24 protein-coding genes are annotated in these 25779 nt (G+C 38.8%); 11 read left to right on the forward strand and 13 right to left on the reverse strand.

Going from position 1 to position 25779, the window contains the following annotated elements:
• Positions 1 to 43: 43 nt before the first annotated feature.
• Genes murQ through nagA form a run of 4 tightly spaced genes read right to left on the reverse strand, consistent with a single transcriptional unit; the run spans position 44 to position 3639 of the window.
• Positions 44 to 964: an N-acetylmuramic acid 6-phosphate etherase gene (gene murQ, locus NQZ71_RS17020; protein ID WP_317011037.1), complete on the reverse strand. Its 921-nt coding sequence runs from the start codon at positions 962 to 964 to the stop codon at positions 44 to 46.
• Positions 965 to 968: 4 nt separating this feature from the next.
• On the reverse strand, positions 969 to 1685 hold the full coding sequence (locus NQZ71_RS17025; RefSeq protein WP_144452080.1) for a GntR family transcriptional regulator: 717 nt from the start codon (positions 1683 to 1685) through the stop codon (positions 969 to 971).
• On the reverse strand, positions 1682 to 2434 hold the full coding sequence (gene nagB, locus NQZ71_RS17030; protein WP_144452079.1) for a glucosamine-6-phosphate deaminase: 753 nt from the start codon (positions 2432 to 2434) through the stop codon (positions 1682 to 1684). The genes NQZ71_RS17025 and nagB overlap by 4 nt, the downstream gene beginning before the upstream one ends.
• Complete coding sequence (gene nagA / locus NQZ71_RS17035) at positions 2434 to 3639, reverse strand: N-acetylglucosamine-6-phosphate deacetylase (RefSeq protein WP_317011038.1); 1206 nt, start codon at positions 3637 to 3639, stop codon at positions 2434 to 2436. Before nagA ends, nagB begins: the two co-directional genes overlap by 1 nt.
• 342 nt (positions 3640 to 3981) lie before the next feature.
• Here nagA and NQZ71_RS17040 point away from each other — a divergent pair, with 342 nt between their 5' ends.
• Positions 3982 to 5529 (forward strand): glycosyltransferase family 2 protein, encoded by a 1548-nt coding sequence (locus NQZ71_RS17040; protein WP_260053595.1) that lies wholly within the window; start codon positions 3982 to 3984, stop codon positions 5527 to 5529.
• A 253-nt stretch (positions 5530 to 5782) separates the two neighbouring features.
• Here NQZ71_RS17040 and melA read toward each other — a convergent pair whose 3' ends face one another.
• The 5 genes from melA to NQZ71_RS17065 all read right to left on the reverse strand — a co-directional run bounded on the left by melA (position 5783) and on the right by NQZ71_RS17065 (position 10859).
• Positions 5783 to 7084: an alpha-glucosidase/alpha-galactosidase gene (gene melA, locus NQZ71_RS17045; RefSeq protein ID WP_144452076.1), complete on the reverse strand. Its 1302-nt coding sequence runs from the start codon at positions 7082 to 7084 to the stop codon at positions 5783 to 5785.
• 13 nt (positions 7085 to 7097) lie between these two features.
• Positions 7098 to 7682, reverse strand: a complete 585-nt coding sequence (locus NQZ71_RS17050; RefSeq protein WP_317011039.1) for a YesL family protein — start codon at positions 7680 to 7682, stop codon at positions 7098 to 7100.
• 62 nt (positions 7683 to 7744) lie between these two features.
• A complete protein-coding gene (locus tag NQZ71_RS17055) occupies positions 7745 to 8632 on the reverse strand; it encodes a carbohydrate ABC transporter permease (protein WP_127735736.1) in 888 nt (295 codons plus the stop codon).
• Complete coding sequence (locus NQZ71_RS17060; RefSeq protein WP_144452073.1) at positions 8619 to 9491, reverse strand: carbohydrate ABC transporter permease; 873 nt, start codon at positions 9489 to 9491, stop codon at positions 8619 to 8621. Before NQZ71_RS17060 ends, NQZ71_RS17055 begins: the two co-directional genes overlap by 14 nt.
• A gap of 63 nt (positions 9492 to 9554) precedes the next feature.
• A complete protein-coding gene (locus NQZ71_RS17065; RefSeq protein ID WP_260053592.1) occupies positions 9555 to 10859 on the reverse strand; it encodes an ABC transporter substrate-binding protein in 1305 nt (434 codons plus the stop codon).
• A 476-nt stretch (positions 10860 to 11335) separates the two neighbouring features.
• Here NQZ71_RS17065 and gntK point away from each other — a divergent pair, with 476 nt between their 5' ends.
• A complete protein-coding gene (gene gntK, locus NQZ71_RS17070) occupies positions 11336 to 12880 on the forward strand; it encodes a gluconokinase (RefSeq protein ID WP_260053591.1) in 1545 nt (514 codons plus the stop codon).
• Positions 12881 to 12918: 38 nt separating this feature from the next.
• Here the strand turns inward: gntK and gnd are convergent, their stop codons facing one another.
• Entirely contained in the window at positions 12919 to 13815 is an 897-nt protein-coding gene (gene gnd, locus NQZ71_RS17075; protein WP_394374116.1) for a phosphogluconate dehydrogenase (NAD(+)-dependent, decarboxylating), read from the reverse strand.
• A gap of 150 nt (positions 13816 to 13965) precedes the next feature.
• On the opposite strand from gnd, the gene NQZ71_RS17080 reads away from it, so the two are divergent.
• Positions 13966 to 14811 carry a MurR/RpiR family transcriptional regulator gene (locus NQZ71_RS17080; protein WP_144452069.1) on the forward strand — a complete coding sequence of 282 codons (846 nt, stop codon included), beginning with the start codon at positions 13966 to 13968 and terminating at the stop codon, positions 14809 to 14811.
• Positions 14812 to 14868: 57 nt separating this feature from the next.
• On the opposite strand, the gene NQZ71_RS17085 is transcribed toward NQZ71_RS17080, so the two are convergent.
• Positions 14869 to 16200 (reverse strand): GntT/GntP/DsdX family permease, encoded by a 1332-nt coding sequence (locus tag NQZ71_RS17085; protein WP_144452068.1) that lies wholly within the window; start codon positions 16198 to 16200, stop codon positions 14869 to 14871.
• Between the two features lie 233 nt (positions 16201 to 16433).
• Here NQZ71_RS17085 and NQZ71_RS17090 point away from each other — a divergent pair, with 233 nt between their 5' ends.
• The 4 genes from NQZ71_RS17090 (at position 16434) to NQZ71_RS17105 (ending at position 20507) form a co-directional block, all read left to right on the forward strand.
• On the forward strand, positions 16434 to 17288 hold the full coding sequence (locus tag NQZ71_RS17090; RefSeq protein WP_144452067.1) for a manganese catalase family protein: 855 nt from the start codon (positions 16434 to 16436) through the stop codon (positions 17286 to 17288).
• Between the two features lie 259 nt (positions 17289 to 17547).
• The gene (locus NQZ71_RS17095; RefSeq protein ID WP_317011041.1) at positions 17548 to 18000 is read left to right on the forward strand and encodes a MarR family winged helix-turn-helix transcriptional regulator; all 453 of its coding nucleotides are present in this window, start codon (positions 17548 to 17550) and stop codon (positions 17998 to 18000) included.
• On the forward strand, positions 17997 to 18647 hold the full coding sequence (locus NQZ71_RS17100; RefSeq protein WP_144452065.1) for an HlyD family secretion protein: 651 nt from the start codon (positions 17997 to 17999) through the stop codon (positions 18645 to 18647). The genes NQZ71_RS17095 and NQZ71_RS17100 overlap by 4 nt, the downstream gene beginning before the upstream one ends.
• A gap of 9 nt (positions 18648 to 18656) precedes the next feature.
• On the forward strand, positions 18657 to 20507 hold the full coding sequence (locus tag NQZ71_RS17105) for a DHA2 family efflux MFS transporter permease subunit (RefSeq protein ID WP_144452064.1): 1851 nt from the start codon (positions 18657 to 18659) through the stop codon (positions 20505 to 20507).
• Positions 20508 to 20557: 50 nt separating this feature from the next.
• Here NQZ71_RS17105 and fabI read toward each other — a convergent pair whose 3' ends face one another.
• Complete coding sequence (gene fabI, locus NQZ71_RS17110) at positions 20558 to 21337, reverse strand: enoyl-ACP reductase FabI (RefSeq protein WP_144452063.1); 780 nt, start codon at positions 21335 to 21337, stop codon at positions 20558 to 20560.
• Positions 21338 to 21607: 270 nt separating this feature from the next.
• On the opposite strand from fabI, the gene NQZ71_RS17115 reads away from it, so the two are divergent.
• The 4 genes from NQZ71_RS17115 (at position 21608) to NQZ71_RS17130 (ending at position 24920) form a co-directional block, all read left to right on the forward strand.
• Positions 21608 to 21811 (forward strand): hypothetical protein, encoded by a 204-nt coding sequence (locus NQZ71_RS17115; RefSeq protein ID WP_260053590.1) that lies wholly within the window; start codon positions 21608 to 21610, stop codon positions 21809 to 21811.
• A 21-nt stretch (positions 21812 to 21832) separates the two neighbouring features.
• Positions 21833 to 22129: a spore coat protein gene (locus NQZ71_RS17120; RefSeq protein ID WP_186303877.1), complete on the forward strand. Its 297-nt coding sequence runs from the start codon at positions 21833 to 21835 to the stop codon at positions 22127 to 22129.
• A gap of 684 nt (positions 22130 to 22813) precedes the next feature.
• On the forward strand, positions 22814 to 24205 hold the full coding sequence (locus tag NQZ71_RS17125) for an amino acid ABC transporter substrate-binding protein/permease (RefSeq protein WP_260053699.1): 1392 nt from the start codon (positions 22814 to 22816) through the stop codon (positions 24203 to 24205).
• Positions 24192 to 24920, forward strand: coding sequence for an amino acid ABC transporter ATP-binding protein (locus NQZ71_RS17130; RefSeq protein ID WP_144452059.1), 729 nt, complete (start codon positions 24192 to 24194; stop codon positions 24918 to 24920). Before NQZ71_RS17125 ends, NQZ71_RS17130 begins: the two co-directional genes overlap by 14 nt.
• 46 nt (positions 24921 to 24966) lie before the next feature.
• On the opposite strand, the gene NQZ71_RS17135 is transcribed toward NQZ71_RS17130, so the two are convergent.
• The gene (locus NQZ71_RS17135) at positions 24967 to 25725 is read right to left on the reverse strand and encodes an SDR family oxidoreductase (protein ID WP_144452058.1); all 759 of its coding nucleotides are present in this window, start codon (positions 25723 to 25725) and stop codon (positions 24967 to 24969) included.
• Positions 25726 to 25779 lie beyond the last annotated feature (54 nt).

Raw genomic sequence — 25779 nt, forward strand, 5'->3', positions numbered from 1 at the left:
ATACTCTATATATAATGACTGTAGAAAAACCTTTCCTTTATATTTAAGGTCTCAATTCCTTCACATCATGGAAGTACTGTTGAATTGCTTTCTTTAAATGACCAGCAGAGCCTTCCAAAAATGTCTTTGCTTCCTTTGATGTGCTGCCTGTCAATAGAATAAAAGCAGCTGATTTCAGGTCATAATCTGTGTCCTCAAGAGCTGATCGCGCCTCTTCCTCTGTTGCAGCTGTCATGTTAATTAGCATCTGCACAGCTCTGTTTACAAGCTTTCTGTTAATCAGCTTCATATCTATCATTTCATTTTGATACGTTTTGCCAAGCTTTGTCATTGTTGCAGTCGAGAGCATATTCAAAATCATTTTTTGGGCAGTTCCTGCCTTAAGTCTTGTTGAACCCCTAATAACCTCTGGCCCTGTCGGCGCCTCAATTCCGATATCACAAATTGCTGTTAATGCAGTACTCTCGTTGTTGCTAACCCCAACTGTAAGTGCGCCAATGTCAGCTGCATACTCAGCTGCAGCAAGGACGAAAGGCGTAGAGCCGCTCGCAGTTACTCCAATCACAACATCTGCTTGCGTTAGGGAATGGCTTTTCAGAGCAGTAATGATCCAGCTATCGTCGTCTTCTGTTTCTTCAAGAGAATTCCACATCGCCTCATAGCCACCAGCAAGAAGGGGAACCCATCTGTTTTGCGCAATAGAAAAGGTCGGGACTAGTTCAACTGCATCAACGACAGCTAATCTCCCGCTCGTTCCTGCTCCTATAACAAAGCATCTGCCTCCAAGCTGCCATCTAGCAGCAATCGCCTCAACAGCATGACTTATTTGAGTAAGTGCCCCGCTGACTGCCCCTGCAACTGCTTCGTCTTCTTTGTTCATGAATTGGACAATCTCAAACGCAGACCATTCATCCAACCCAACACTATGAGGGTTTTGATGCTCGGTTCCTGTTAATTCGGTCATATTTTCACCTCTTCATATCGATGACAAATTTATAACGATCTCCTCTGTATATCGATTTAACATACTCAAACGCTTCACCGTTTTGTAAATAGCTGAACCTTTCGATTAGTAAAACAGGGTCGCCTTCTTCAATTTGCAAAATAGAGCATTCGCTTTTTTGAGCAAGTGATGACTCCAGTGTTTGTGTGGCATGACTGATTTGGAGATTCAGCTCATTTTCAATATATTCGTAAAGAGATGCATAAACAGTATCTTCTGTTAAGTCAGTGATGATATTTGCCGGTAAATAGGATATTTCAAGTGCCATTGGACTTTCATCTGCCAGCCTCAGCCGGCTTACTTCATATACCGGCACACCTTCTGCTATCTTCAGCTTTGCGGCAATATTCTTGTCAGAGCTTATTTGCTGGAAGGAAAGAATTTTCGTTAACGGCTTTAATCCCCTTGAACGCATATCCTCTGAAAAGCTCGTCAAACCAGAAAGGGGCTGCTCAACCTTTTGTTCTGCGACAAATGTTCCCTTTCCCCGCTTTCTAACTAAGATGCCTTCATTAACAAGATTATTAATTGCTTGACGGACAGTCATTCTGCTTATGTCATATTTCTCTGAGAATTCTCGTTCAGAGCTGATTGGGTCTCCTGGATTGAGTCCTTTCACAATCTCCTTGATTTCCATCTCCAGCTGAAAATAGATTGGAATATGGGAATCCTTAATAATCAACGGTTAACACTTCCTTCTTTTTCCTTCAATAACGCCAATGCTTCACTGTCTGCAATAATAGTTACATCAGGATGCTCCTTCAAAATAGAGGCAGGAATATCCTCTGTCACATCTGTTTTGAAGAGGTTATATAATATTGGTGCTTTCTTTGCCCCTGATGCCAGTAAAATGATTTTTTTGCTTTTCATAATAGTCGATATTCCCATTGAAATAGCGTGTGTTGGCACATCATCCTTATTCTCGAAATATCTTGCATTGGCTTCTCTTGTTGATGGATCCAATTCAACTACACCAGTCTTTGAGGAGAAGGGTGTTCCAGGTTCATTAAACCCAATATGGCCATTCTCGCCAATTCCAAGTACTTGAAGATCCACTCCGCCTAAATCTTCAATCAGTTGCTCATAATCCTTTGCATCTTGCTCATATGGCGGTGTTTCCGCCTTTGGAAGATGAATATTTTCTCGTTTAAGATTGATATGGTCGAACAGGTGCTGATCCATATAATAGGTATAGCTTTGATCACTGTTCTTTTCTAACCCGACATATTCATCTAAGTTAACTGTTTTAATGTTTTCATAAGATGTTGTATTTTGCTTATAGTCGTCTACAAGTCGTTTATAGGTTCCTGCAGGTGTTCCTCCTGTTGCCAAACCAATCACAGCCTCTGGCTTTTCCTTCACCAGATTAATTACAACCGCTGCTGCTTGCTCACTCATTTGTTCATAGTTATCAACTTCTATCCATCTCATTACAATGCACCTCCAGATTTTGTGGCAATTATTCCTTTGCATATTGTCAAGACCACTTCATTGTTTGCATTTAATACAACCAAGTCCGCGTCCTTTCCTGCTTTTATACTTCCTTTTTTATCTAAAACACCAATCTGCCTTGCTGGATTATAGGAACCCATTATAATGACATCCTCTAAGGAACAGCCTGTAAATGCCATCATATTAGTAAGGGCATCGTTCATTTTTAACGTGCTGCCAGCGAGGGCTCCACTTTCTAACAGAGCTTTTCCATCTTTAACAATCACCTTTTGGCCACCGAGTGAGGAAATTCCATCTTCAAGCCATTTTGCTCTCATGCTGTCAGTGATTAAGATAATTTTATCCTTCCCTTTTTGCTTAAACGTCAATTTGACGATTTCCGGATGAATATGAACTCCATCGACAATCATCTCTGTCGTCAGCTCATCATGAAGGAGCGCAGCACCTGCTGTACCAGGATCTCTATGATGGAAGCCTCTCATCCCATTATATAAATGGGTAACATGATTCACTCCCGCGTTGATAGCATCGACTACCTCCTCATATACAGCATCAGTATGCCCCATTGAAGCAACAATGCCATTTTCTTTTAAATAGGCTGCCAACTCTAGCCCATTTTCTTTTTCAGGCGCTAATGTTACTAGTCGAATATGGTCACAAGCTAGTGCATTCCATTTTTTGAAAAGCTCAATGTCTGCCGTCTTAATAGCATTTAGCGGCTGTGCGCCTGCTCTCTTTTCATTAATAAATGGGCCTTCAAGATGAATTCCAAGCATTTCTGCTTTACCTGGACTATTGTCAGTTTTCATATAGGAAGCAATGCTTTCTATAGCAGCTTCAATCTCTTCTTGCCCTTGTGTCATAGTTGTTGCCAAGAAGCTAGTCGTTCCTTCATACGGTAAAATCCTTGCGATTGTCCCTAGACCATCCTTTGACCCATCCATCGCATCAGCATCTTTTGCCCCATGAATATGAATATCAATCATTCCGGGAATGAGTTTGCTCCCCTTTGGAAAAGATATTGTCTGTACATTCTCTTTCTCCTCTTTCCAATCAGCAGTTTTCCCATAAGACTGGATGCTTCCTTGTTCGATAAGCAAGAAGCCGTCGTAAATAACTTCGTCTTCTGTATAAATGGTTAAGTCCTTAAGAAGTAAAGACTCGCCAGTACTCTTGATTGACATAACATAATCCCTTCTTACTTTCATTTATTTATAAACTATATAACTAGATGTCTATACCAGTTATCTTAAGATGTATTAATTCTAGCAAAAATCTGCAATATTGCTAGAATTTTGTTAGATTATTTGGTCCTTACCGGAAACCGCTTACAGACAAATTATAAATGAAAACTATTTACTTTGTCAATACAGCTTATAGTCTTTACTACCTTTTGGATTTTATTACTAAAATAAGCATAATTTCACGAAAAATGTATAGTTTTATATTAAATATTCAATAATGATACTACCCTTTTTAATCATTTAGAAACATAAATAAAACTATACAGAAAGCTTGGATGATAGATGAACCTTCTCTCTTTTGCTTTGAAAAATAAAAATGTCAGCGACTATGAAATTATTCAGCATCAAAGTAAAACAATTGATCCTCTTGTAACAGTAGTCACCCCTGTTTTCAACAATGCTGCAACAATTAAGAAAACAATCGATTCTGTTTTAAATCAAACATTAAGAGATCAAATTGAATATATTCTTGTAGACGATGGTTCAACAGACAAGACCCGGTCCATTCTCCTTGATTACAGCAGTAAACATCCAAATATAAAGCTTGCACTGCTAAAAAGGAATACTGGCACACCTGCTTTTCCTAGAAACTTAGGAATAGAGCTTGCTAGAGCTCCGTATATTTCGTTCCTTGATGCCGATGATTGGTTCGAATTATCAGGATTAGAGAAGCTTTATCGCGTGCTTGAGGAGACCGGCGATGATTATGTTGTCGGGAAAACGGTGAAAATACGGACGGATGGAACCTCTATTGTAGGCGAACACGAATCCAGCACAGAGCGGAGAAATGTTCCACCAGCCTCTATCCCCCATATTTTCCATCACTTAGGTCCAAGGGCAAGAATGATGAAAACAAGGATAATTAAAGATAATAACATCCAATTCCCTGCAATGAAGTTTGCAGAGGACAAGCAGTTCTTTATGGATGTATTGGCTTGCTGCAAAACCATCTCAACAACTAAAGAAGTCATCTACTATTTGAACAGGCAAAACGAAAATAATGGCTCCTTAACTTCACGCACAAATGTGCTCGACAAGATGAAATGCAATCAAAAGGTGATACGTTACTTTAAAGAAAAAGAGCTTGATTCTGACATTAAAAAGATGATATTGAACAGATTGTTCGAATTCGACTGCTTTACAGGCTTCATCAATCGCTATCATACGCTTAGAACAAATAGTCCGACATACAAACAAAAAGCCAATGACTATATGAAGAGAAAAGCCTATACTTGGACAATGAAAAAAACATTAAAAGCAGCAAATGATTTGGATTATGACATTACCGACCATTTCTTTAAACCGATTAACAAGGTGTGCTATGAGCTTTTTAAGAAGGGAAAATATAGCGAGATTGAAGAACTGTTTCGGTGGCATGCAAATGAAAAAATAAAGAGCTATCATTTTCTTGAAAATAAGGCCTTCTTTATAACACCATTGCAGGACCCTTATAAATATATCCAGATTCCAATGTATGCAGAGCTCACTGACTGCATTGTCGTTAATGACCATATCCAACTCCATATTAAAGCAGTTGGTGACAATTCTGTCTGCATAAATGAGCTTTTGCTTCGCAACAGGCAGTCGCAAGCCTCAGAATTTATCGTACAAGCCTCTGTGCAAAATAATGGTGAAGGCGTTTTGTCATTGCCGATAGATTGGATAAATTCTCTGCCGAAATCTGTTTATAATATTTACTTACGCTACAATGACTATCAAAAGGTCCAATTGCATATTCCGAAGCTAATGGAAAGCTTAAAAAGTGCGCAGCACAAAAACTGCCACTTGTATTCAACCATTAATCAGAACTTGGCATTGAAAGTTAAATAGTGTTAAAAACAGGAGCGTACAGCCTAGGATAAAACTGAACTATTCTATCGATGGTTCAGTTTTTTGTGTTTTGGGTTTAAATACTTAAATGAGAAACCATAGTGTAATGGAGCGGAGGACACTCGACTACTAAGGGAAATAGAGGAGGCTTTAGCTTCCTCCCCGCGGAAAACAAGTGTGTGTAGCGTAATGAAACGAATTAATTTTACAGCCATACTCTATTAAGAATCACATCTTAGTCTATTTTCTATTATCATTCAAATTTCGGCAGCCAATTTCCGTGTGCTTCTATTAAATCGTCACACATAGCAACAATATCATCCATTGACAGTTCTGCTGCTGTATGTGGATCAAGTAAGGCTGCTTGATATATATGTTCTCTTTTTCTTGAGACAGCAGCTTCAATAGTTAAAAGCTGTGTATTTATATTCGTTCTGTTTAATGCGGCCAGCTGTTCTGGAAGCTCCCCAATATAGCATGGCAATATTCCGTTTCTATCAACAAGACATGGTACCTCAACACATGCTTTTTCAGGCAGATTACTGATAAGCCCGCCAGTATTCAGAACGTTTCCGCCAAATTTAAAAGGTATATTTGTTTCAACTGCCTCAATGATTCGTGACCCATATTCATGGGAGCGCACATGTGTTAAATTGCTGTTATGTACAAGCTCCTCCCGCATTTTTTTCCAGTTTTCGATTTGCTGGACACAGCGACGAGGGTATTCATCTAACGGAATCTGAAATCGATCAATCAGTTCAGGATAACGGCTCTTTATAAAGTATGGATGATATTCGGCATTATGCTCTGATGACTCCGTTACATAATATCCGAATTTATCCATTAATTCGAATCGCACCATGTCTGTATGCTTTTCCAGCTGCTTTTCCTTCGCACGCCTTTTTATTTCTGGATAAAGGTCTTTCCCGTCTGCCTTTACCTCCAACAGCCAAGCCATATGGTTAATACCGGCAATTTTCTCCTCCACATTTTTGGCCTTTATCCCGAGTGACTTTAATAAATGTGATGTACAAACCTGAACACTGTGACAAAGCCCGACTGTTTTGACATTTGTGTAGCGCAGCATCGCTCCAGTAAGTGCTGCCATCGGATTAGTATAATTTAGAAACAATGCATCTGGACAAACCTCCTCCATGTCCGCAGCAAACTCAAGCATGACAGGAATTGTTCGTAAGCTCCGAAAAATACCGCCGATTCCAACAGTATCTGCGATTGTCTGGCGCAGTCCGTATTTCTTTGGAATCTCAAAGTCTATGACCGTACTTGGCTTATAGCCGCCAACTTGAATAGCATTTATGACATACTTTGCTCCTCTTAGTGCTTCCTTTCGGTTTGTGTACGCCTTTATAGTAACATGGCAATTATAATTATTTTTTAGATTGTTTAGCATATTCTCTGAATCCTTGAGCCGCACCTCATCAATATCAAACAGTGCAAATTCAAATCCCTCAAGGGCAGGTACCATCATACAATCTCCCAGAACATTTTTTGCAAATACAGTACTTCCTGCACCGATAAAAGTGATTTTAGACATATATTTCTCCCCTTTAATCGTTTATCATCCTGCTATTTTTTTGTTTACTCAATATGTTTCGATGTGCATGTTTGACATTCCAAGTCAGCCACAATGCTACTGTGCTTCCGAAGAAGAACAAGAAGAATCCGGCAAGCTGGCTGTATGCAGCAAAAATCGTGATACAGCCGATCATCATAACGGCACTCTGTACAATTCGTGTGATGCTCATAAACAGCATATCTCTTAACACTTCTTTTATTGTCCGTTTTTTTTCTACTAATAAAGGAAATAAATACGGCAGCATTATGAGATATACAAAGGTAATAGTCAGTAGAGTATATCTGAAAATGGCTAAAATAGTACTCTCAGCTTGGAAAAAAAACTGTAAATCGACGTACAGCAATATTCCTGCAAATAGAATAATTGCTCCAAGCAAATTCGCCTGTATGAAATATTCTTTAAACTTAGCGACAAACATCGAAAATATCGGACCGTCGTCTCCCCCATCCATCCATTGTCTAATTAAATAAAACATTGCTGCAGCAGCTGGAAAGAAGCCAAACAGAATAAGGCCGCCAAGTGTAAAGAGCATCCATAGTGCATTAACATAAAGCAAACGGTACACCCATATGCAAGCTTTCATCATTTTGTTGTTGATAAGATCACCTCATTAATGAATCAACCTTTAGAGCCAGTCAAAGCGATGCCTTCAATAATTTGTTTTTGCGCGAAAATGTACACAATGATAACAGGAATAATGGAGATTGTTGTACCAGCCATCATCAGTGACCAGTCTGTAAAATACAAGCCTTTAAACGTATTAAGAAGCAGTGGCACTGTGAATTTTTCAGGTGTCGTTAAATAAATCAACGGCTCTAAAAAGCTGTTCCAAATTCCCATAAAAGCAAATATCCCAAACGCAGCAAGCGCTGGCTTTATCAATGGCAAAATGATGCTGCGGTATATCCTAGCAGGGTTTGCTCCGTCAAGGACAGCTGCTTCAATCTGTTCATTCGGTATGCCTCTAATAAACTGTCGCAGCAAAAACACACCAAAGGCATTGAATAATCCAGCCGGAATGATTAAGGATAAATGCGTATCAATCCACCCAAATGCGTCCATAATCAGGTAAAGCGGGACCATCGTCACTTGCTTTGGAATCATCATTGTCGCCAAAAACAGGATGAACAGCAGATTAGAGCCGCGAAATCGCATTTTTGCAAATGCAAAGGCAGCCATCGAACAGGTCAGCAAGTTTAATAGGACAACGATTGCCGTTATATAGAAGCTATTAAAATATGCTTTTGCAAATGGCATTGCTGTTAAGGAATTAGGGTAGTTTTGGAAATTAACAGGATTCGGGAACCATTTTGGCGGCACAAGGAAAATTTGGGACATATCTTTAAGAGAACTGCTTATTGTCCAAAGGAAGGGAGCAACCATTAAAAATGCCCCAGCAATCAACACAAGATGGAGCAGGATGCGCAGCAATGAAATCTTTTTCTTTTTACGTAATGGAACAGCTGCTTGAGGGACTGGATTCACTGATGCGTCATTGATCTTCATAATGCACCCACCTTTTCGACATTTTAAATTGAATGAGCGTAAATACTAGAATAATGACAAACAACACCATTGCCGCTGCAGAGCTTATACCCATTTTGAAATCGACAAAGGCTGCTTCGTATATATGATATACAAATGTGTAGCTCGATTTAGCAGGACCGCCGCTTGTCATGACATAAGCCTGATCGAAAACCTGGAAGGAGGAAATGACAGCCATAATGGCAATAAAAAAGGTTGTCGGTGACAAAAGCGGCAATGTAATATGGCGAAGCTTCTGCCATTTTGTCGCCCCGTCTATCTCTGCTGCCTCATAGTAGGATTTAGAAATCCCTTGAAGACCTGCTAAGAAAATGACCATATTATGACCTAACCCCCACCATATGCTCAAAATCGCAATGGATGGCATTACCCAATTTGTATCTGTCAGCCACATTGGCCCTTGTATCCCAAAGTTTGCGAGAATTTGATTTAATATGCCGAAATCTCCATTTAAAATCCACATCCAGATAACTCCGATAGAAACAGAGCTTGTTACTACAGGCATAAAGTAAAAAAGTCGATAGAAGTTTTTCCCTTTGATTTTATTAAGAGCAACCGCTACTGATAAGGACAAAGCGATGCTGGCAGGAATGACTAAAATTGTATAATAGACCGTATTTCCTAAGGCTTTCCAAAAATCCGGATCCTGAAACTGATCTATATAATTGGCTAACCCTATAAATTCCTTTGCCCCAAATCCGTCCCATTTCATAAAGCTTAATGTCAATGTGAAAAGAACTGGTATTAATGAAAACAAAATTAATCCTATCAATTGTGGAGCTAAAAACGCATAGCCCCAAAGGTTTTGTCGGCCTCTCATCGCGTTCACCCACCTTTTTTAAGATAGAAGGTGAAGAATAACTCCTTCACCTTCGTTTTTATGTCATTCAGATTTATGCTCTGCAATCATTTCTTTTGCTTTTTTCGTTATTTTATCTACAGTAGTCTTGGCATCATCCTTGCCAAGGTACATAAGGTCCATGATGTCATTGACTTCTTTATCCAAGCCTGGGATTGTCGATTGGATTGCATTTGCAAAGCCTTTTTCCCTTGCTTCAATGATGTAGTTTACATGCTCTGGTACATTGGAGCTAGTGATGGCATCATCAATTCCGTTAATGGACGGAATCGCATTTCCAATACCGTTCAGGCGCTGCTCCTGCCCTACTTTAGATGTATAGTAAGAAACAAATTTCATCGCTGCTTCTTTATTTTTAGAATCTTTGTTTGCTGCAAGGTAAGCTGTCGGAATTGCCACTGGCTCTTGCTTGTTTTCTGTGTTGGATGGCCATGAAATATAATCCCATTCTAATGATTTGTTTTCATGGAAAAGCGGTGTGAACCATCTGCCGGCAGTAACCATGCCAACTTGACCAGACATAAACATCGCTTCAGAGCCCTGCCCTTTAGGAAGAGATCCGGAATAAGTAAAGTTCTTGCCCTTAACCATTTGCTCTAAGAAGGACATCGCTCCAATCCCTTTTTCATTTTGATCTAGAATAAATTCGCCAGTTTCTTTATTGTAAATTTCTCCGCCGTTTGCCCAAATCCAGCTAAAAAGTGTGTTCCAGGAATTATCTACAATCAAACCGTATTTGCCGCCGTCCCGCAGCTTATCTGTTACTTCTTTCATAGCGTCAAAGTTCCATTTTCCCTCGTCATAAAATTCTTGAGGAGACTTAATACCTAAATCTGAAAACAGCTTTTTATTGTAATAAATAAGCATCGGATTACAATCTACTGTGATTCCATATATTTCATTGTCTTTTTTAGCGGCTCCCCATAACCCTTCTGCGAACTCTTCCGGCTTAGCATAGCTTTCTGAGCCGTTCATAAATTCACCTAATGGTGCAAGTTTGCCAGTTTCGATGATTTTTGAAATGTCACCATCTCCAACATAAAACACATCTGGTGCCTGGCTTCCCTGCAGCTGTGTTTGCAGCTTTTGGATATAGCCATCACTTGGAATTGGCACAAGTTTCACTTTGATGTCCGGGTTCTCCTTCATGAATCCATCCACTGCTTTTTGGTATACCTTTATTTCTGCAGGATTTCCCCATGCTGAAAAGGTCAGCTGGATTGTTTCATCGGAGCCGGAAGTGCCTGAATTGGAACTGCACCCCTGAAGTATTGGCACCAGCAGTAAAATAAGAACGATAAACAAGGCAATAACTTTACTCTTTTTCATTGTTCTTCCCCTCACTCTCTGTGTCTTGTTTGCTAAATTATATAGGGATAACTCACTCCCATGTAAAATTCAGCAGGTGTTACAGCTACGAGACAAACTTGCAACCGCTTACAAATTACCGTAAAAATTTTTTGTATAACTATGATGTCAATAAGGTAAATTGAATTAGCGCAAAATGAAAACGCTAACAATTACAAGTATTAGTCTACTTGCCCACATTTACTTATTCAAGAATTTCCCATCCAAAAATTCCGCTATAATTCGAGTTACGAAGTGCTTTTTTGTCGCCGTCAAGTTTGATTTCTCTCGCTGTTTCTTTTATTCTTTTAATGAAAACAGTTCCAAAAATAAATAATTTGCTTTAAAATAAAAGGAGAAGAAAAAATTTTTCTAAATATTTTCCTGTTTCAAGAAATTTTTTTTGTTACCTTTGACCCTTATTTATATTCAGGATTTTACTATAAAGGAGATTTAATATGTTTAAGGATTCCTTCTATTTAGGCGTTGATATTGGAACAACTAGCACAAAAGCTGTTTTGTTTGGAGAAGCTGGCAAAGTAATTAGCATGCATCATGTTGAGTACCCTTTATACAGCCCAGCACCCGCCATTGCCGAACAAGACCCTGATGAAATACTTTCTGCTGCGAAAGAAGCAATAAAAACAGCACTGTCAAAAGGCAATGTCGAGCTAAAGAAATTGAAGCTTGTTTCCTTCAGTGCAGCAATGCATAGCCTTATTGCAATTGACGAGAATAACAAACCACTGACAAAATGCATCACTTGGGCTGACAGCCGTTCAGCAGCATGGGCTGACAAAATTAAAAACGAGTTGAATGGACTGGAAATATACAAGCGTACAGGCACACCTATTCATCCAATGTCCCCCCTTGCAAAAATTGCTTGGCTTCGGACAGATCACCCAGAGATTTTTGCTAAAACAGCTAAATTCATTGGGATTAAGGAATATATCTTCCACCATTTCTTTGGTGAATTCATTGTCGATTACTCCATTGCCTCTGCTACAGGTCTTTTCAATCTTGCACAGCTTGATTGGGACAAGGAAGCGCTTGAAATAGCTGGCATAACGCCAGAACAGCTGCCTGAGCCAGTACCGACTACTCACGCCATAACTGGCTTGAAGGAAGAGCTTTGTACGGAGCTTGGCCTAACTTCGGATATACCGTTCATCGTTGGCGCAAATGATGGTGTTCTGTCCAATCTTGGTGTTAATGCGATTGATCCTGGTGTTGTAGCTGTTACAATCGGTACAAGCGGCGCAATCCGCACCGTAACAGATAAGCCAGTAACAGATCCGAAAGGTCGGACATTCTGCTACTGCCTTACAGAAAATCATTGGGTTGTTGGCGGTCCTGTCAACAATGGTGGAATGACGTTCAGATGGGTTCGTGATGAGCTTGCTTCCTCAGAAGTGGAGACAGCTAAGCGATTAGGAATTGACCCTTACGAGGTGTTGACGAAGATTGCTTCTCGGGTTCTTCCAGGAGCTGATGGACTTCTGTTTCACCCATATTTAGCTGGTGAAAGAGCACCACTTTGGAATTCAGATGCTCGTGGCTCCTTCTTCGGGCTTGGGCTGCACCATAAAAAAGAGCATATGGTCAGAGCCGTGCTGGAAGGCGTTATCCTGAATCTATATACAGTGATGCTTGCATTGCAGGAGGTAATTGGCGAACCAAAGCAAATTCAAGCTACTGGCGGTTTTGCCCGCTCAGAGCTTTGGAGACAAATGATGGCTGACATTTTCAATCAAGAGGTGACAGTTCCAGAAAGCTTTGAAAGCTCCTGCCTTGGCGCGGTTGTCCTCGGGATGTATGGACTAGGAGAAATAAACGATTTCAGTATTATGAAGGAGCTTGTTGGCAGCACACATGCTCATAAACCAATTCCAGAAAATGTGGAAATTTATGAGGATCTAACACCAATCTTCATTCGCATCTCCAGATTGCTTAATAATGAGTACGAATACATCGCTGATTTCCAGCGCAAATGGGTTAAATAACAAGCGAGGCTGCAGTCATGTGCTGCAGCCTTCCTTTGTTACTTCTTCTCAACACTATGGCCCCCAAATTCATTCCGCAACGAGGCAACTACTTTTCCTGTGAAGGTATCCTCTTCCAATGAACGATAACGCATCATAAGCGACAATGCAGTAACAGGCATTGCTACTTGAAGATCCAAAGCTGTTTCAAGCGTCCACTTCCCCTCACCAGATGAATGCATTACTCCTTTTATGCCCTCTAATTTCGGGTCTTTTCCAAAGGCATTTTGTGTTAGCTCCATAAGCCAAGAACGGATGACAGAGCCATTATTCCAAACCTTCGCAACATTCTCATGATCATAATTGAATTCGCTTTTCTCCAGCAATTCAAATCCTTCAGCTATAGACTGCATCATGCCATATTCTATTCCGTTATGGACCATCTTCAAAAAATGTCCGCTGCCTGCTTCCCCTGTATACAAGTAACCATTCTCCACACATAAATCCTTGAAGAGACTCTCCGTCTGCAAGAAGATGTCCTTATCTCCACCTATCATCATACAAGCTCCATTTCTAGCACCGCTTGTACCTCCGCTCGTTCCTACATCAAGATAATGGATGCCTTTCTTCTTAAGCTCTAAAGCTCTGCGCACTGTGTCCTGATAATGTGAATTTCCGCCTTCAATTATAATATCGCCATCACTTAATTCAGTACTAAGCTCCGTTATAACATCCTCTGTTATCTTCCCTGATGGAACCATTACCCACACAATTTTGGGACCTGCCAAACTATTTGTTAACTCTGCTATGGTTTTAACTCCGACAGCACCAGCATTAGAAATTTTTGTAATAGCGCTTTCATTTACATCAAAAGCTGTTACACTATAATTATGATCCAAGAGATTCTCTGCTAAGTTAAAGCCCATTTTTCCGAGGCCAATTATTCCAATGTTCATTTTTAGAACGCTCCTTTTATGAAAAAAATTTTCTTCCCTTTCTTTATTATACGAAATTTTTTTCATTAATGAAAGCGTATTAAAAAATATTTTTTCTTATGTTGATTATGCTATACTATACATAAATTATGTCGAAAGGAATCAGACGATATGGCACAAAATTGCTTAGGAAAAATCCGCTCCTATTATGCTAGACTAAGTGAAAAAGAAAAAAAGATTGCTGATTACATATTAGAAAACCCTGAAAAAATCATTCATAGCACCATTAATGAGCTGGCAGAGGATTTAAATGTTGCAGATGCAACCGTTTTCCGGTTCTGCAAACGTATTGGATTTAAAGGCTATCAAGCAATGAAAATTGCCCTCGCCTCCGAAATAATTGAACCTATACAGCATATTCATGAAGAAATTAATGAACAGGATAATGTAGCAACAGTAACAGAAAAGGTTTTTATGTCGAATATCCGCACACTAGAAAATACTTTACAGTTAGTCAATGGAACGTCCATCCAAAAAGCCGCAGATTTTTTGCTTGCAGCACAACGGGTAGAGTTTTACGGAACTGGTGGGTCGGCAGTCATTGCAATGGATGCTTTTCATAAATTTGTGCGAACAGGAATAAAAGCGTTTACATTCATTGATTCCCATTTTCAGCTTATGTCCGCATCACAGCTATCCGATCGCGACGTTGCCGTCATCATCTCCCACTCTGGGACTAATAAAGATACCATCAATATCTTAAAAACAGCAAAAACAAACGGTGCAAAAACAATTAGCATTACAGGTTACCCTAAATCACCGATAGCTCAGCATGCAGATGTTGCACTGTTCACAAGCTCAGAAGAAACTGAATTTCGGTCTGAGGCACTTTCCTCTCGTATTGCGCAATTAAGCTTAATTGATGCCCTTTATGTGAATATGATGATATTAAATAAAGACACTGCAAATAAATCGCTTAAAAAAATCAGAAATGCTATTTCAGACACAAGAATGTAACAAAAAAAGGTGCTCAACCAAGACTTAAATCTTGGTTTTAGCACCTTTTTTGTTGTCTTATACAAATAAGTCTAAAATCAATACTCCTGCAAATGCAACGAATGATAATACTGTCTCAAGGACTGTCCATGTTTTAAATGTTTCCTCTACTGACAGACCTAAGTATTCTTTTACCATCCAGAAGCCTGCATCATTAACATGGGAGAACATTAAGGAACCAGCACCTGTTGCTAATACAAGCAGCTCCACGTTCACTCCAGACATACCTGCTATAATCGGTGAAACAATCCCTGCTGCTGTCGTTAAAGCGACTGTTGCAGATCCTGTTGCAATACGGATAAGTCCGGCAATCATAAATGCTAAAACTAATGGTGATAATGATAAGCTTTCAGACATATTTCCGATTGTTGTACCAACACCACTGTCAATCAATACTTGTTTAAAGGCACCACCAGCACCGATAATCAACACAATAGACCCAACTGGGAGAATACAATCTTCGGTGAATTTTTTCAATTTTTCCTTGCCGATACCTTGTTTAAATCCAAGGAAATAAAATGCAAAGAATACAGCTAGCAGCAATGATACTAACGGACTACCAATAAACGCCAATGCCTTCATAACCTCATCAGGCAAAAACTTCATATATGGTGCAGCAGTTCCAATAATCATCAGCAGGACAGGCAGCAATATCGCGAAGAAAGAAATACCAACACTTGGCAATGACTTTTCGTCCTTTTCCTCCACTTTAACTAATTCTGGTTCCCCTTTCGGAAGAACACGTTTATGAATATATTTTGCAAAAAGCGGACCACCGACAATTCCGGCAGGCAGAGCAATAATTAATGAATACAGTAATACTTTTCCTAAATTTGCATCAAAGATACCAATTGCGGCAATCGCACCTGGATGTGGAGGTACTAATCCATGCACTATGGATAAGCCTGCAATCCCTGGTAAGGCAATTAACAATATGTTTTTCTTTGTCGCTTGTTGGATGGAAATAACAAGTGGCAGCAGTATTAAAATACCGACTTCAAAGAAAACTGGAATTCCAATAATAAATCCTGAAAGGAACATTGCCCATGGCAGTTTCTTTTCTCCAAAAATCTTTACAAAGAAGTTAGCAATTTGTAATCCTGCCCCAGATTCAGACAGCATTTTTCCTAGTATTGTTCCAAGCGCTAAAATTCCGACTAAATGGCCTAATACGCCACCTACCCCTGTCTCATAAGCGCTTACAATTTTATCCCATGATAAACCTGAGAAAATAGCCAAAAATAAACTTGCTACTGTCAAACTTATAAAAGCATGCCATTTAAACAAGGAAACTCCTAATATAACAAGGACGATTGAAACTAATGTAATTATTAATAAGTATGCATCCATTTGATGTACCCCCACTATTAGAGTTAATTTGTAAGTGTTTTCATTTCTATATTCTTATTATACGAAAAAAAATTTCTTTCATCAACTATTATTTATGAAAAAAATATTTTAACAATTTAAATTCTTGCCTCTTTTTTAATTTATCTCATTATTCCTTTTTAAATAATGGGATAAAAAATGAAATTTAATAAACAATAAACTAAGAAAAAAAATATCCTATTGGAGGTATCATCTTGTATTTCTATAAAGAAGACTTAATTAATGTAATCGTTCCTGATAAGCCAGACCCAGCTGCTGCCAAAGTGCTTCAAGAAGCATTAGGAGGCAGATTTGGCGAAATGAGAACGATGATGCAGTTCTCCTTCCAAAGCGCTAACTTCCGTGGAAAGGCGAAGCAATACCGTGACTTAATCCGCGGCGTTTTTCTTGAAGAGCTAAGCCATGTGGAGCTTGTTCAAACAACCATTAATCAACTTCTAAATGGTTCTGGCGATATTGGTGTAGGTTCTGTGGGCGAAAGCGATGCACCACTTCATATCGCAACAGAAAATGTGAATCCACATCATTATATTATGGGTGCACAGGCCTCACTTCCTGTTGATGCTGCTGGAAACCCTTGGACAGGTGCTTATGTATACAGCCATGGCAATTTAGTCGCAGATCTTCTTGATAATTTAGTTCTTGAATCAACAGGTGTCCTGCAAAAATCACGCTTATATGAAATGAGTTCAAATAAAACATTCCGTGAAACTTTAGCATTCTTGATTGTTCGTGACAATGCGCATCAAAATGCATTTGCAAAAGCGCTCGAAACATTAGGTGTAAACTGGGCAAAGCTATTCCCTGTTCCAAATTATGATATTAATAAATATCCAGAATGCCGTAAATATGTTGATTTAGGCTTCCATAATGCCCAATTCAACTTCCGTCTTGATCCTACTAGAATTGGTGAAATATACCAAGGTGAATCTCCAAGCAGAAATAAAGGCGAGCTTAAAGTAATAGAACCTCCACAAGGCTATCCTGTCCCTGAGCTTCCTGATATGCCGAATGAACATAGCCCTGGTTTGTATGATCTGAATAACTGATTTATTAAGAGACCCTGATGTTTACAGGGTCTTTTTTTGGTAAATTAATCCGTTTTCCTTCTATATTAAATAGGTCTTTGTATCGTTTATTATTTTCTCATCATTTTTTTAACTTCTTTTAATGTTACTCCCTATAATTTATGCGAAGATAGCTCATGCGATATAGTTCGTATACGAACTATTTTTGACAAGCTATTAATTCCAGCATTTTTTGTGTCTGGTTGGGTATTTTATTTCGTAAGGGAACAGGAGGCATAATGTGAAAGAGGCTTTAAATAATGAGTTGATAAGATCCTACGCAAAAATCAATAAGGCTTACTATCAGCTTCTCAAAGAAGATGCAGATCAGATGGGTTTGACTGCTGTTCAACTTAAAGCATTATATCGGGTTTCTTTTCAAGCGAATATAAGCTTAGGTGAGCTTGCAGACAAATTGCGTCTGACAAAAAGCACAGTCAGTGGTGTTATCGACCGCCTTGTACAGCAGGATATGATTGAACGAACAACTCAAGCTAATGATCGAAGAGCCGTTAATCTGCATCTAACTAAGCTTGGACATGAGAAACTTGAAGCATTGATGCAAACTGACTCTGTTGTTGCCCGGAAGATCAAAGAAATAATGCAATTCCCTGAAGAGGACATCCAAAAACTGCTAGAATTAAACAACAAAATTTTAACGATTCTCAATTCTAAGGAGGACTTACAAGAATGAACGCAAGACGCATGATACTTATTAACATCATCCTACTTATTGTTTTAGTGGGCGGCGGTTTTACAGGTTATTATTTCTATGATAAATCTGTTTCTTACATCTCAACAGATAATGCCCAAATTACGGGACAACAAGTGAGCATTGCTTCACCTGCAACAGGTAAATTAACAGCATGGAGCGGCGATGTCGGCGAGAAGTTTGGCAAAAATGAAAAAATCGGTACAGTAGAAGTAACAACTGAAACTGGAACATCAAAAATTAATGTTAATGTTCCTGCCAACAGCACTGTTGTTCAATCAACAGCAGTAGAAAATTCTTTTGTTGCAGCAGGTACTTCTTTAGCTAAAGCATATGACATGAATAACTTATGGGTTACAGCAAACGTTGATGAAACAGACTTAAATGACGTAAAGGTTGGCCAAGACGTTGATCTATATGTAGATGCATACCCTGATACAACTTTAACTGGTAAAGTAGAATCTTTAGGCTTAGCAACATCAAGCACATTCTCATTGCTTCCTAGCAGCAATTCATCAGGCGACTACACAAAAGAAACGCAAGTCATTCCTGTTAAAGTCTCAATTGATAACTATGGTGGTTTAGATTTAGTTCCTGGTATGAACGTAACTGTGCGAATTCATAAGTAGGTGATGACGATGACGATATATATCGCAAGCTATGCAGTTATCAGCATTATATTGCTTCTCACCATAAACTACCTGATTAGGAAGCAAAGCAGAAAACCAAAACAGGAAAAAGTAAGCAATAGCAGACAGGATGAACCTATCCAAGAAAATGAAGTTTCTCATAGCTCCATTGGGCAAGAAGATAGTCCGATGGAGGAAGCAATAAATGAAACATTAAGCAAGTCTGCGATTACAGAACCTGCGTTAGAGTATGTCAGTGATCCAGATAATGCTGAAAAACATGACGAAAAAGAAATACCTGTTAAAGAAAAAGACATTAAACAACAAGCAAGAGTAGATTTTGAAGGCAGTAAAGGAAAAATCATCGCTGCCGTTATGCTGGGTGCATTCGTTGCAATTCTTAACCAAACATTATTGAATGTAGCTATCCCGCATATTATGAACGATTTGAATGTCTCAACAAGTACTGTTCAGTGGTTGACAACTGGCTATATGCTGACAAATGGTGTGTTTATTCCAATCACTCCGTTCTTAATCAGCAAGCTTGGAACGAGAAAGCTGCTCATACTCGCTATGTCTGCTTTCACCATTGGCTCATTAGTATGTTCTGTCTCTACAGGCTTCAGTATGCTAATGATTGGACGTGTCATCCAGGCAGCTGGTGCTGGTGTTATTATGCCTCTGCTAATGACAACATTCTTGACTATCTTCCCACCTGAAAAACGTGGTACTGCAATGGGGATCATGGGGGTTGCGATGATTTTTGCTCCTGCTATCGGTCCTACACTTTCAGGATGGCTAATTGGTCATTATTCATGGAGAGTATTATTTGATCTTGTTATTCCTTTTGGAATCATTGATTTAGTCATTGCTACTATTTGGATGAAGGATGTTACACCACGCACAAATCCAAAATTCGATTTATGGGGATTTGTCACTTCTACTATCGGATTAGGCTTCTTGCTTTATGGCTTCAGTGAAGCTGGTAATGATGGCTGGGACAGTGGTGTAGTTATTGGTTCTCTTATCACGGGTATTGTATTCTTAGCTCTGTTCGTTTGGCGTGAATTTACTACTGAAACTCCTATGCTTGATCTAAGGGTTTTCAAGTACGATATTTATGCATTAACTACAGTAGTAAGCATGGTTGTCAACATGGCAATGTTTGCTGGTATGATTCTACTTCCAGTTTACCTTCAAAACATTCGCGGCTTTACCGCATTGGATTCTGGTTTATTGATGCTTCCAGGAGCTATCGTAATGGGGATTATGTCGCCGATTGCTGGTAAGCTGTTCGACAGATTTGGTGCAAGACCACTTGCAATCATTGGGTTGGTTATCACTGTTTTGACAACATGGGGCTTTACACAATTGAGCATGCAAACAACCTATGGACATATCATGATGCTATATATTTTCCGTATGTTCGGAATGTCCTTCATCATGATGACAGTTATGACAGAGGGTATGAACCAGTTGCCAATGCATTTGACAAGCCATGGTACAGCAGCCTCAAACACGGCTAGAACTGTTGCAGGAAGTATTGGAACAGCATTCCTTGTTACTGTTATGACAAACAGGTCTACATTCCATACTGCTAATTACAGTAATATTATCACAAGCGATAATCCGTTTATTGCTGAAAAACTAGGTCAGCTTGGTCAAGGATTCGCAGCATTAGCTGGTATTCCTTCAAGCTCTGGTCAAGCACTTGCTGTTTCTACTATTTATGGAAAAGCAGTAATGCAAGCAACAATTGACGGAATAAACGATGCCTTTATCGTCGCAACAGGCATCTCAGCACTAGCACTTCTTTTGGCGTTCTTCATAAGAAGATCAACACCAAGAAAAGTTAAGTAATACAAAAGAGGCTATGAAATTGAAATTTCATAGCCTCTTTGTTTTATTCATTAGCCAAGGATGTTATAGCCTGAATCTACATAAATAATTTCGCCTGTAACTCCTCTTGACAGCTCACTGATCATCGCCAATGTCATATCGCCGACCTCATCCTGTGTAACGTTTCGTTTCAGTGGAGATGTTTCTTCAATTTTATGAAGAATAGCATTAAATGAACCGACACCCTTTGCAGCAAGTGTACGAATTGCACCAGCAGAAATAGCATTTACGCGAATATTATCTTTACCCATTTCTAATGCCAAATACTTAACAGATGACTCAAGTGCAGCTTTAGCAACACCCATAACGTTATATCCGCTCACAGCACGTTCAGCGCCAAGATAGCTCATTGTTGTAACAGTTCCGCCTTCTGTCATGTAAGGCTTCGCTTCCCTTGCTACAGCAATTAAAGAATACGCACTAGTATCCTGTGCAAATGCATAACCTTCTCTTGAAGTATTAATAAAATCGCCTTTTAAATCCTCAGAATGAGCAAACGCCACAGAATGAACAACTCCGTGAATGACTCCTACTTTTGAGCCAATTTCTTGGAATGCATTCTTAATGCTGTCATCACTGTTTACATCACATTGAACAATTAACTTAGCATCGTAACTGTTATCTGACAATAATTTAGTTAATTTACTAAGTGAGCGATCAAGTCGGTATGTAAATATTAAATTTGCACCAGCCTTAAACAAGGATTTAGCAACACCCCAAGCAAGACTCCGCTCATTTGCAACACCCATTATGACGATGTTTTTGCCTTTTATTTTTAATAAATCTTCCATATTGTCCTCCTAATTTGACAAGTCACTTTCACAATCTTACACCTAGTTTTAGTACTTGGTTCTAATACTATTATAGCATAAACCAACATTAAATAAGCCACTCGGCTTGTTAAATTGACATTTCACTTTTCCTCCCTCCTTATTATGGCTAAGTATATGTTATAAAAACTAAGTGTTACGCAATTCGTCTCTTATTAGGATTTCTTAAAAGGATAAAACAGCAGGACCAAAACAATACTAAGCCTATAAAAGTTTTGGGAGGTGAACAGCTTGACCGAACTTACAATAAAGGAATTGGCATTTATTGAGGACGAGATTCGCGCTGAGACGATTACTGCTAAAACATTGAATTGGTGTGCAGCACAATGTCATGATGAGACGCTAAAAAGCACACTCGAAGCTATGGCAGAAAAACATCAGCTAAAGATTGCTGATCTGTCTCAATATTTTAACAGAACGTCAAATATTCAATAAACTGCGTAAAGGATGGATGAAATGCCAAACAATATCGAAGGGCGCGGCCTGACGGACAGGGAAATGCTCCAGCTTTGTTTAGAGCTTGAGAAAGGGCGCTGTCACAGTATTAGCACTGTCATACTAGAAACGACACACCAAGGGCTCCGTGAGATTTATGAGCAGGCCTTTGCAAATGCAAGCTCAAACCAATACGAGCTTTTTACCATTATGAATGAAAAAGGCTGGTATAAAACAGAAAAAGCGTCAATAGAACAAATTAGTAACGTACAGGAGCTAATGCAAAATAATTTGCATCCTGATGATACATTTAAATAAGAAATCAAAAGGGATGGAATAACATATTATTCACCATCCCTAAAAAGAAATAATTTATTCTAACTTTAACCCAATGGACCTTATGTTTAATAAATGATTCCAGACTTTAAAAGTAGTCCGTTCCATTGCGTGTGTCCTCCGCTCCATTCCACTAAAATGTTTAAAGTAAAAACCAAACTAAAAGTCTGCCACGCTTAAAAAAGTTTTGATTATGATAGCTTAAACACTTATTGTCCAGCCATGTTTTACGTTTTTTACAAGCTCCAAAAATCTCCAAGAAGCACATGTAACAAATCCATGCTAATTTTAAGAAAAATGACGATTTTAAGCATTAGAAAGGAATTTATAAGAAAAAATAAGACGATTAAAAAAATCATTTCTTATCATGCAAACTCTTTCATTTTTAAAAAATCAAAGTTTGTCTGTACATCCTCTCATTTAATGTCGGAGATAATATTATTTATTCTTAAAATCATATCTGTACAATTTTACATTTATTTAGTATGATTTTAATTATGTTTTATGTCAGATTATCTTACATACAAACAAATGTTTATCAAAAAGGATTTATTTATCCTAGTTTTCCAACATAGAAAAAGTACAAAAGGAGCTATATGAATGAAGATAAAAACAAGATTTCCAAAGTTAATTTTGTTCTTTGTAGTTTTACTGACTACGTTAAGTATGCTTTCTCCCCTAACAAATGTGAAGGCTGCAGAAAAAACATATCAGATTGCTACAGATATTACTTTTGCTCCATTTGAATTCCAAGATACGAGTGGTGAGTTCGTTGGAATTGATATGGACCTTGTTGCAGCAATTGCTAAAGACCAAGGATTTAAATATGAAATAAAACCACTTGGCTTTAACGCTGCAGTTCAAGCACTTGAATCTAAACAAGTAGATGCAGTTATTGCGGGAATGAGCATAACTGATGAAAGAAAAATAAAATTTAACTTCTCTGACCCGTATTTCGATTCAGGAATAATTATGGCCGTTAGTGAAGGTAATGATGATGTTTCCTCTTATAATGATTTAAAAGGCAAAAAAGTTGCAGTAAAAACTGGTACAGAAGGTGCCAGCTTCGCTGAAAGTATTAAAGATAAATATGGTTTTTCTATTGTTACATTTGATGACTCTGCAAACATGTACGAAGATGTAAAAACAGGAAACTCTGTTGCTGTTTTTGACGATTATCCTGTATTAGCATACGGAATTAAGCAAGGAAATGGCTTAAAAAGCGTTACAGATAAAGAAGCAGGTGCTTCTTATGGCTTCGCCGTTTCAAAAGGTGAAAATGCAGAGCTTTTAGAAATGTTCAACACAGGTCTTGCTAACTTAAAAGCAAGTGGTGAATACCAGAAGATAATGGATAAATATTTAGAAACTGGCTCTAACACTGCTGCTACAGAAGACACTGGGTTTTTCGGTCTATTGAAAGAAAGCATGCCTAGCTTAATGACAGGTTTAAAAATGACATTAATCCTAACTGTTGTTTCCTTAATTATTGCAACAATAGTTGGTATTGTTTTCGGATTAATGCGTATTGCAAAAAGTAGATTATTAAGCACTATTGCTATGATTTATATTGATATTTTCCGTGGTACACCATTGATTGTCCAAGCATTCTTTATTTACTTCGGTATTCCAGCAGCATTTGATTTCCGTATTACTGCATTTGTCGCTGGCCTGATCACATTGAGCTTAAATGCTGGTGCTTATATGGCAGAAATCGTCCGCGGCGGTATTCAATCCGTTGACAAGGGACAGATGGAGGCTGCACGAAGCTTAGGTCTTCCATACGGTAAGGCTATGTTGAAGGTAGTACTACCACAAGCAATTCAATTAATGATCCCGGCATTTATTAACCAGTTCGTTATCACATTGAAGGACACCTCTATCCTGTCTATTATTGGCATAAACGAGTTGACGCAAAGCGGTAAGATTATTATTGCAAGAAATCTAGAATCATTCCAAATGTGGATTATCGTCGGCATTATTTACTTTATTGTTATCATGATCTTAACAAAAGTATCGAATGTTCTAGAGAGGAGGATAAAAAATGGCAAAGCTTAATGTCACTAATTTGAAAAAATCATATGGCAGCCTTGAAGTGTTAAAATCAATTGATATGCAGGTCCAAGAAGGAGAAGTTGTATGTCTGATCGGCCCTTCTGGTTCTGGAAAAAGCACATTGCTGCGCTGCTTGAATATGCTTGAGGAAGTAACAAGCGGAGAAGTTGTTGTTAATGCTCAAAAGCTGACAGATAAAAACACGGATATCAACAAAGTCAGAGAAAATATCGGCATGGTATTTCAGCATTTTAACCTCTTCCCAAACTTGAATGTCTTAGGAAATATTACACTTGCTCCTGTTGAATTGAAAAAGGCATCGAAGGAACAAGCTAAAGAAAAAGCCCTTCAGCTTTTAGAGCGTGTTGGATTAAAGGATAAAGCATCTGAAAACCCAGCTAGATTATCTGGTGGTCAAAAGCAACGTGTGGCTATTGCACGCGCGCTTGCTATGAACCCTGATATTATGCTGTTTGATGAACCAACAAGTGCCCTTGACCCTGAAATGGTCGGAGAAGTGCTAAACGTTATTAAGCAATTGGCACAAGAAGGCATGACGATGGTTATTGTGACACATGAAATGGGCTTTGCACGCGAAGTGGCAGACAGAGTCATATTTATGGATGGCGGTTATATTGTCGAAGAAGGAACTCCACAAGAGATTTTCGGCAATCCGCAAAACGAACGTACACAGGACTTTTTAAACAAAGTACTTTAATAAAAAAAGAGGCCTACCTTTTTAAAGGTACGCCTCCTTTTTTTTATTAAAAAGCTGTCCATCCTGCATCTGCAGTAATTACTGTACCATTAACGAAGCTTGACTCCTCAGATGCAAGGAATAGTGCAACATTCGCCACTTCCTCTGGCTTGCCGATGCGAGGGTTTACACCAAGACCTGGCTGCACTCTTCCCATTCCAAATGGATTAACATTTGTCATGGAAGCACCGATGTTTGTTTCTACTCCTCCTGGAGCAATTGCATTACAGCGAATGCCTTTTTGCGCATACATGTATCCAGTGTTTTTAGTGAATCCAACAACCGCATGCTTGGAAGCAGTATAAGCAGCACCTGCCCTTGCACCTTGTAGTCCGCCTGCAGATGCTACATTGATAATTACACCACTCTCCTTTTCCAAGAAAATCGGAAGAGCCTTCCTTGTTGCACGCATGACACTTGTTGTATTAATAGCAAATATTCTGTCCCAATTATCATCTTGAATATCACCAGCAGGTTCAAAGTTATCCATAATTCCTGCATTATTTACTAAAATATCAAGTGTGCCGAAGGTTTGGATTGTCGCATCAATTAAATTTTGGATGTCCTCTTCCTTGGCAACATTTGCTATGACTGCAATTGCATTGCCACCACTGGACTTAATTTCTTCTACAGTTGCATTTGCTGCATCCGCGTTAATATCTGAAACAGTAACCTTTGCCCCTTCTTTAGCATAAAGAAGAGCAATTTGTTTTCCCATCCCTGATCCTGCTCCTGTTATAACTGCAACCTTGTCTTGAAGTCTCATATTTATACCTCCATATAGTGGCGAATAACTGGTATCCGCTTTCATATTTTGTAG

The organism is Niallia taxi, from assembly GCF_032818155.1.
GTDB lineage: Bacteria > Bacillota > Bacilli > Bacillales > Cytobacillaceae > Niallia > Niallia taxi_A.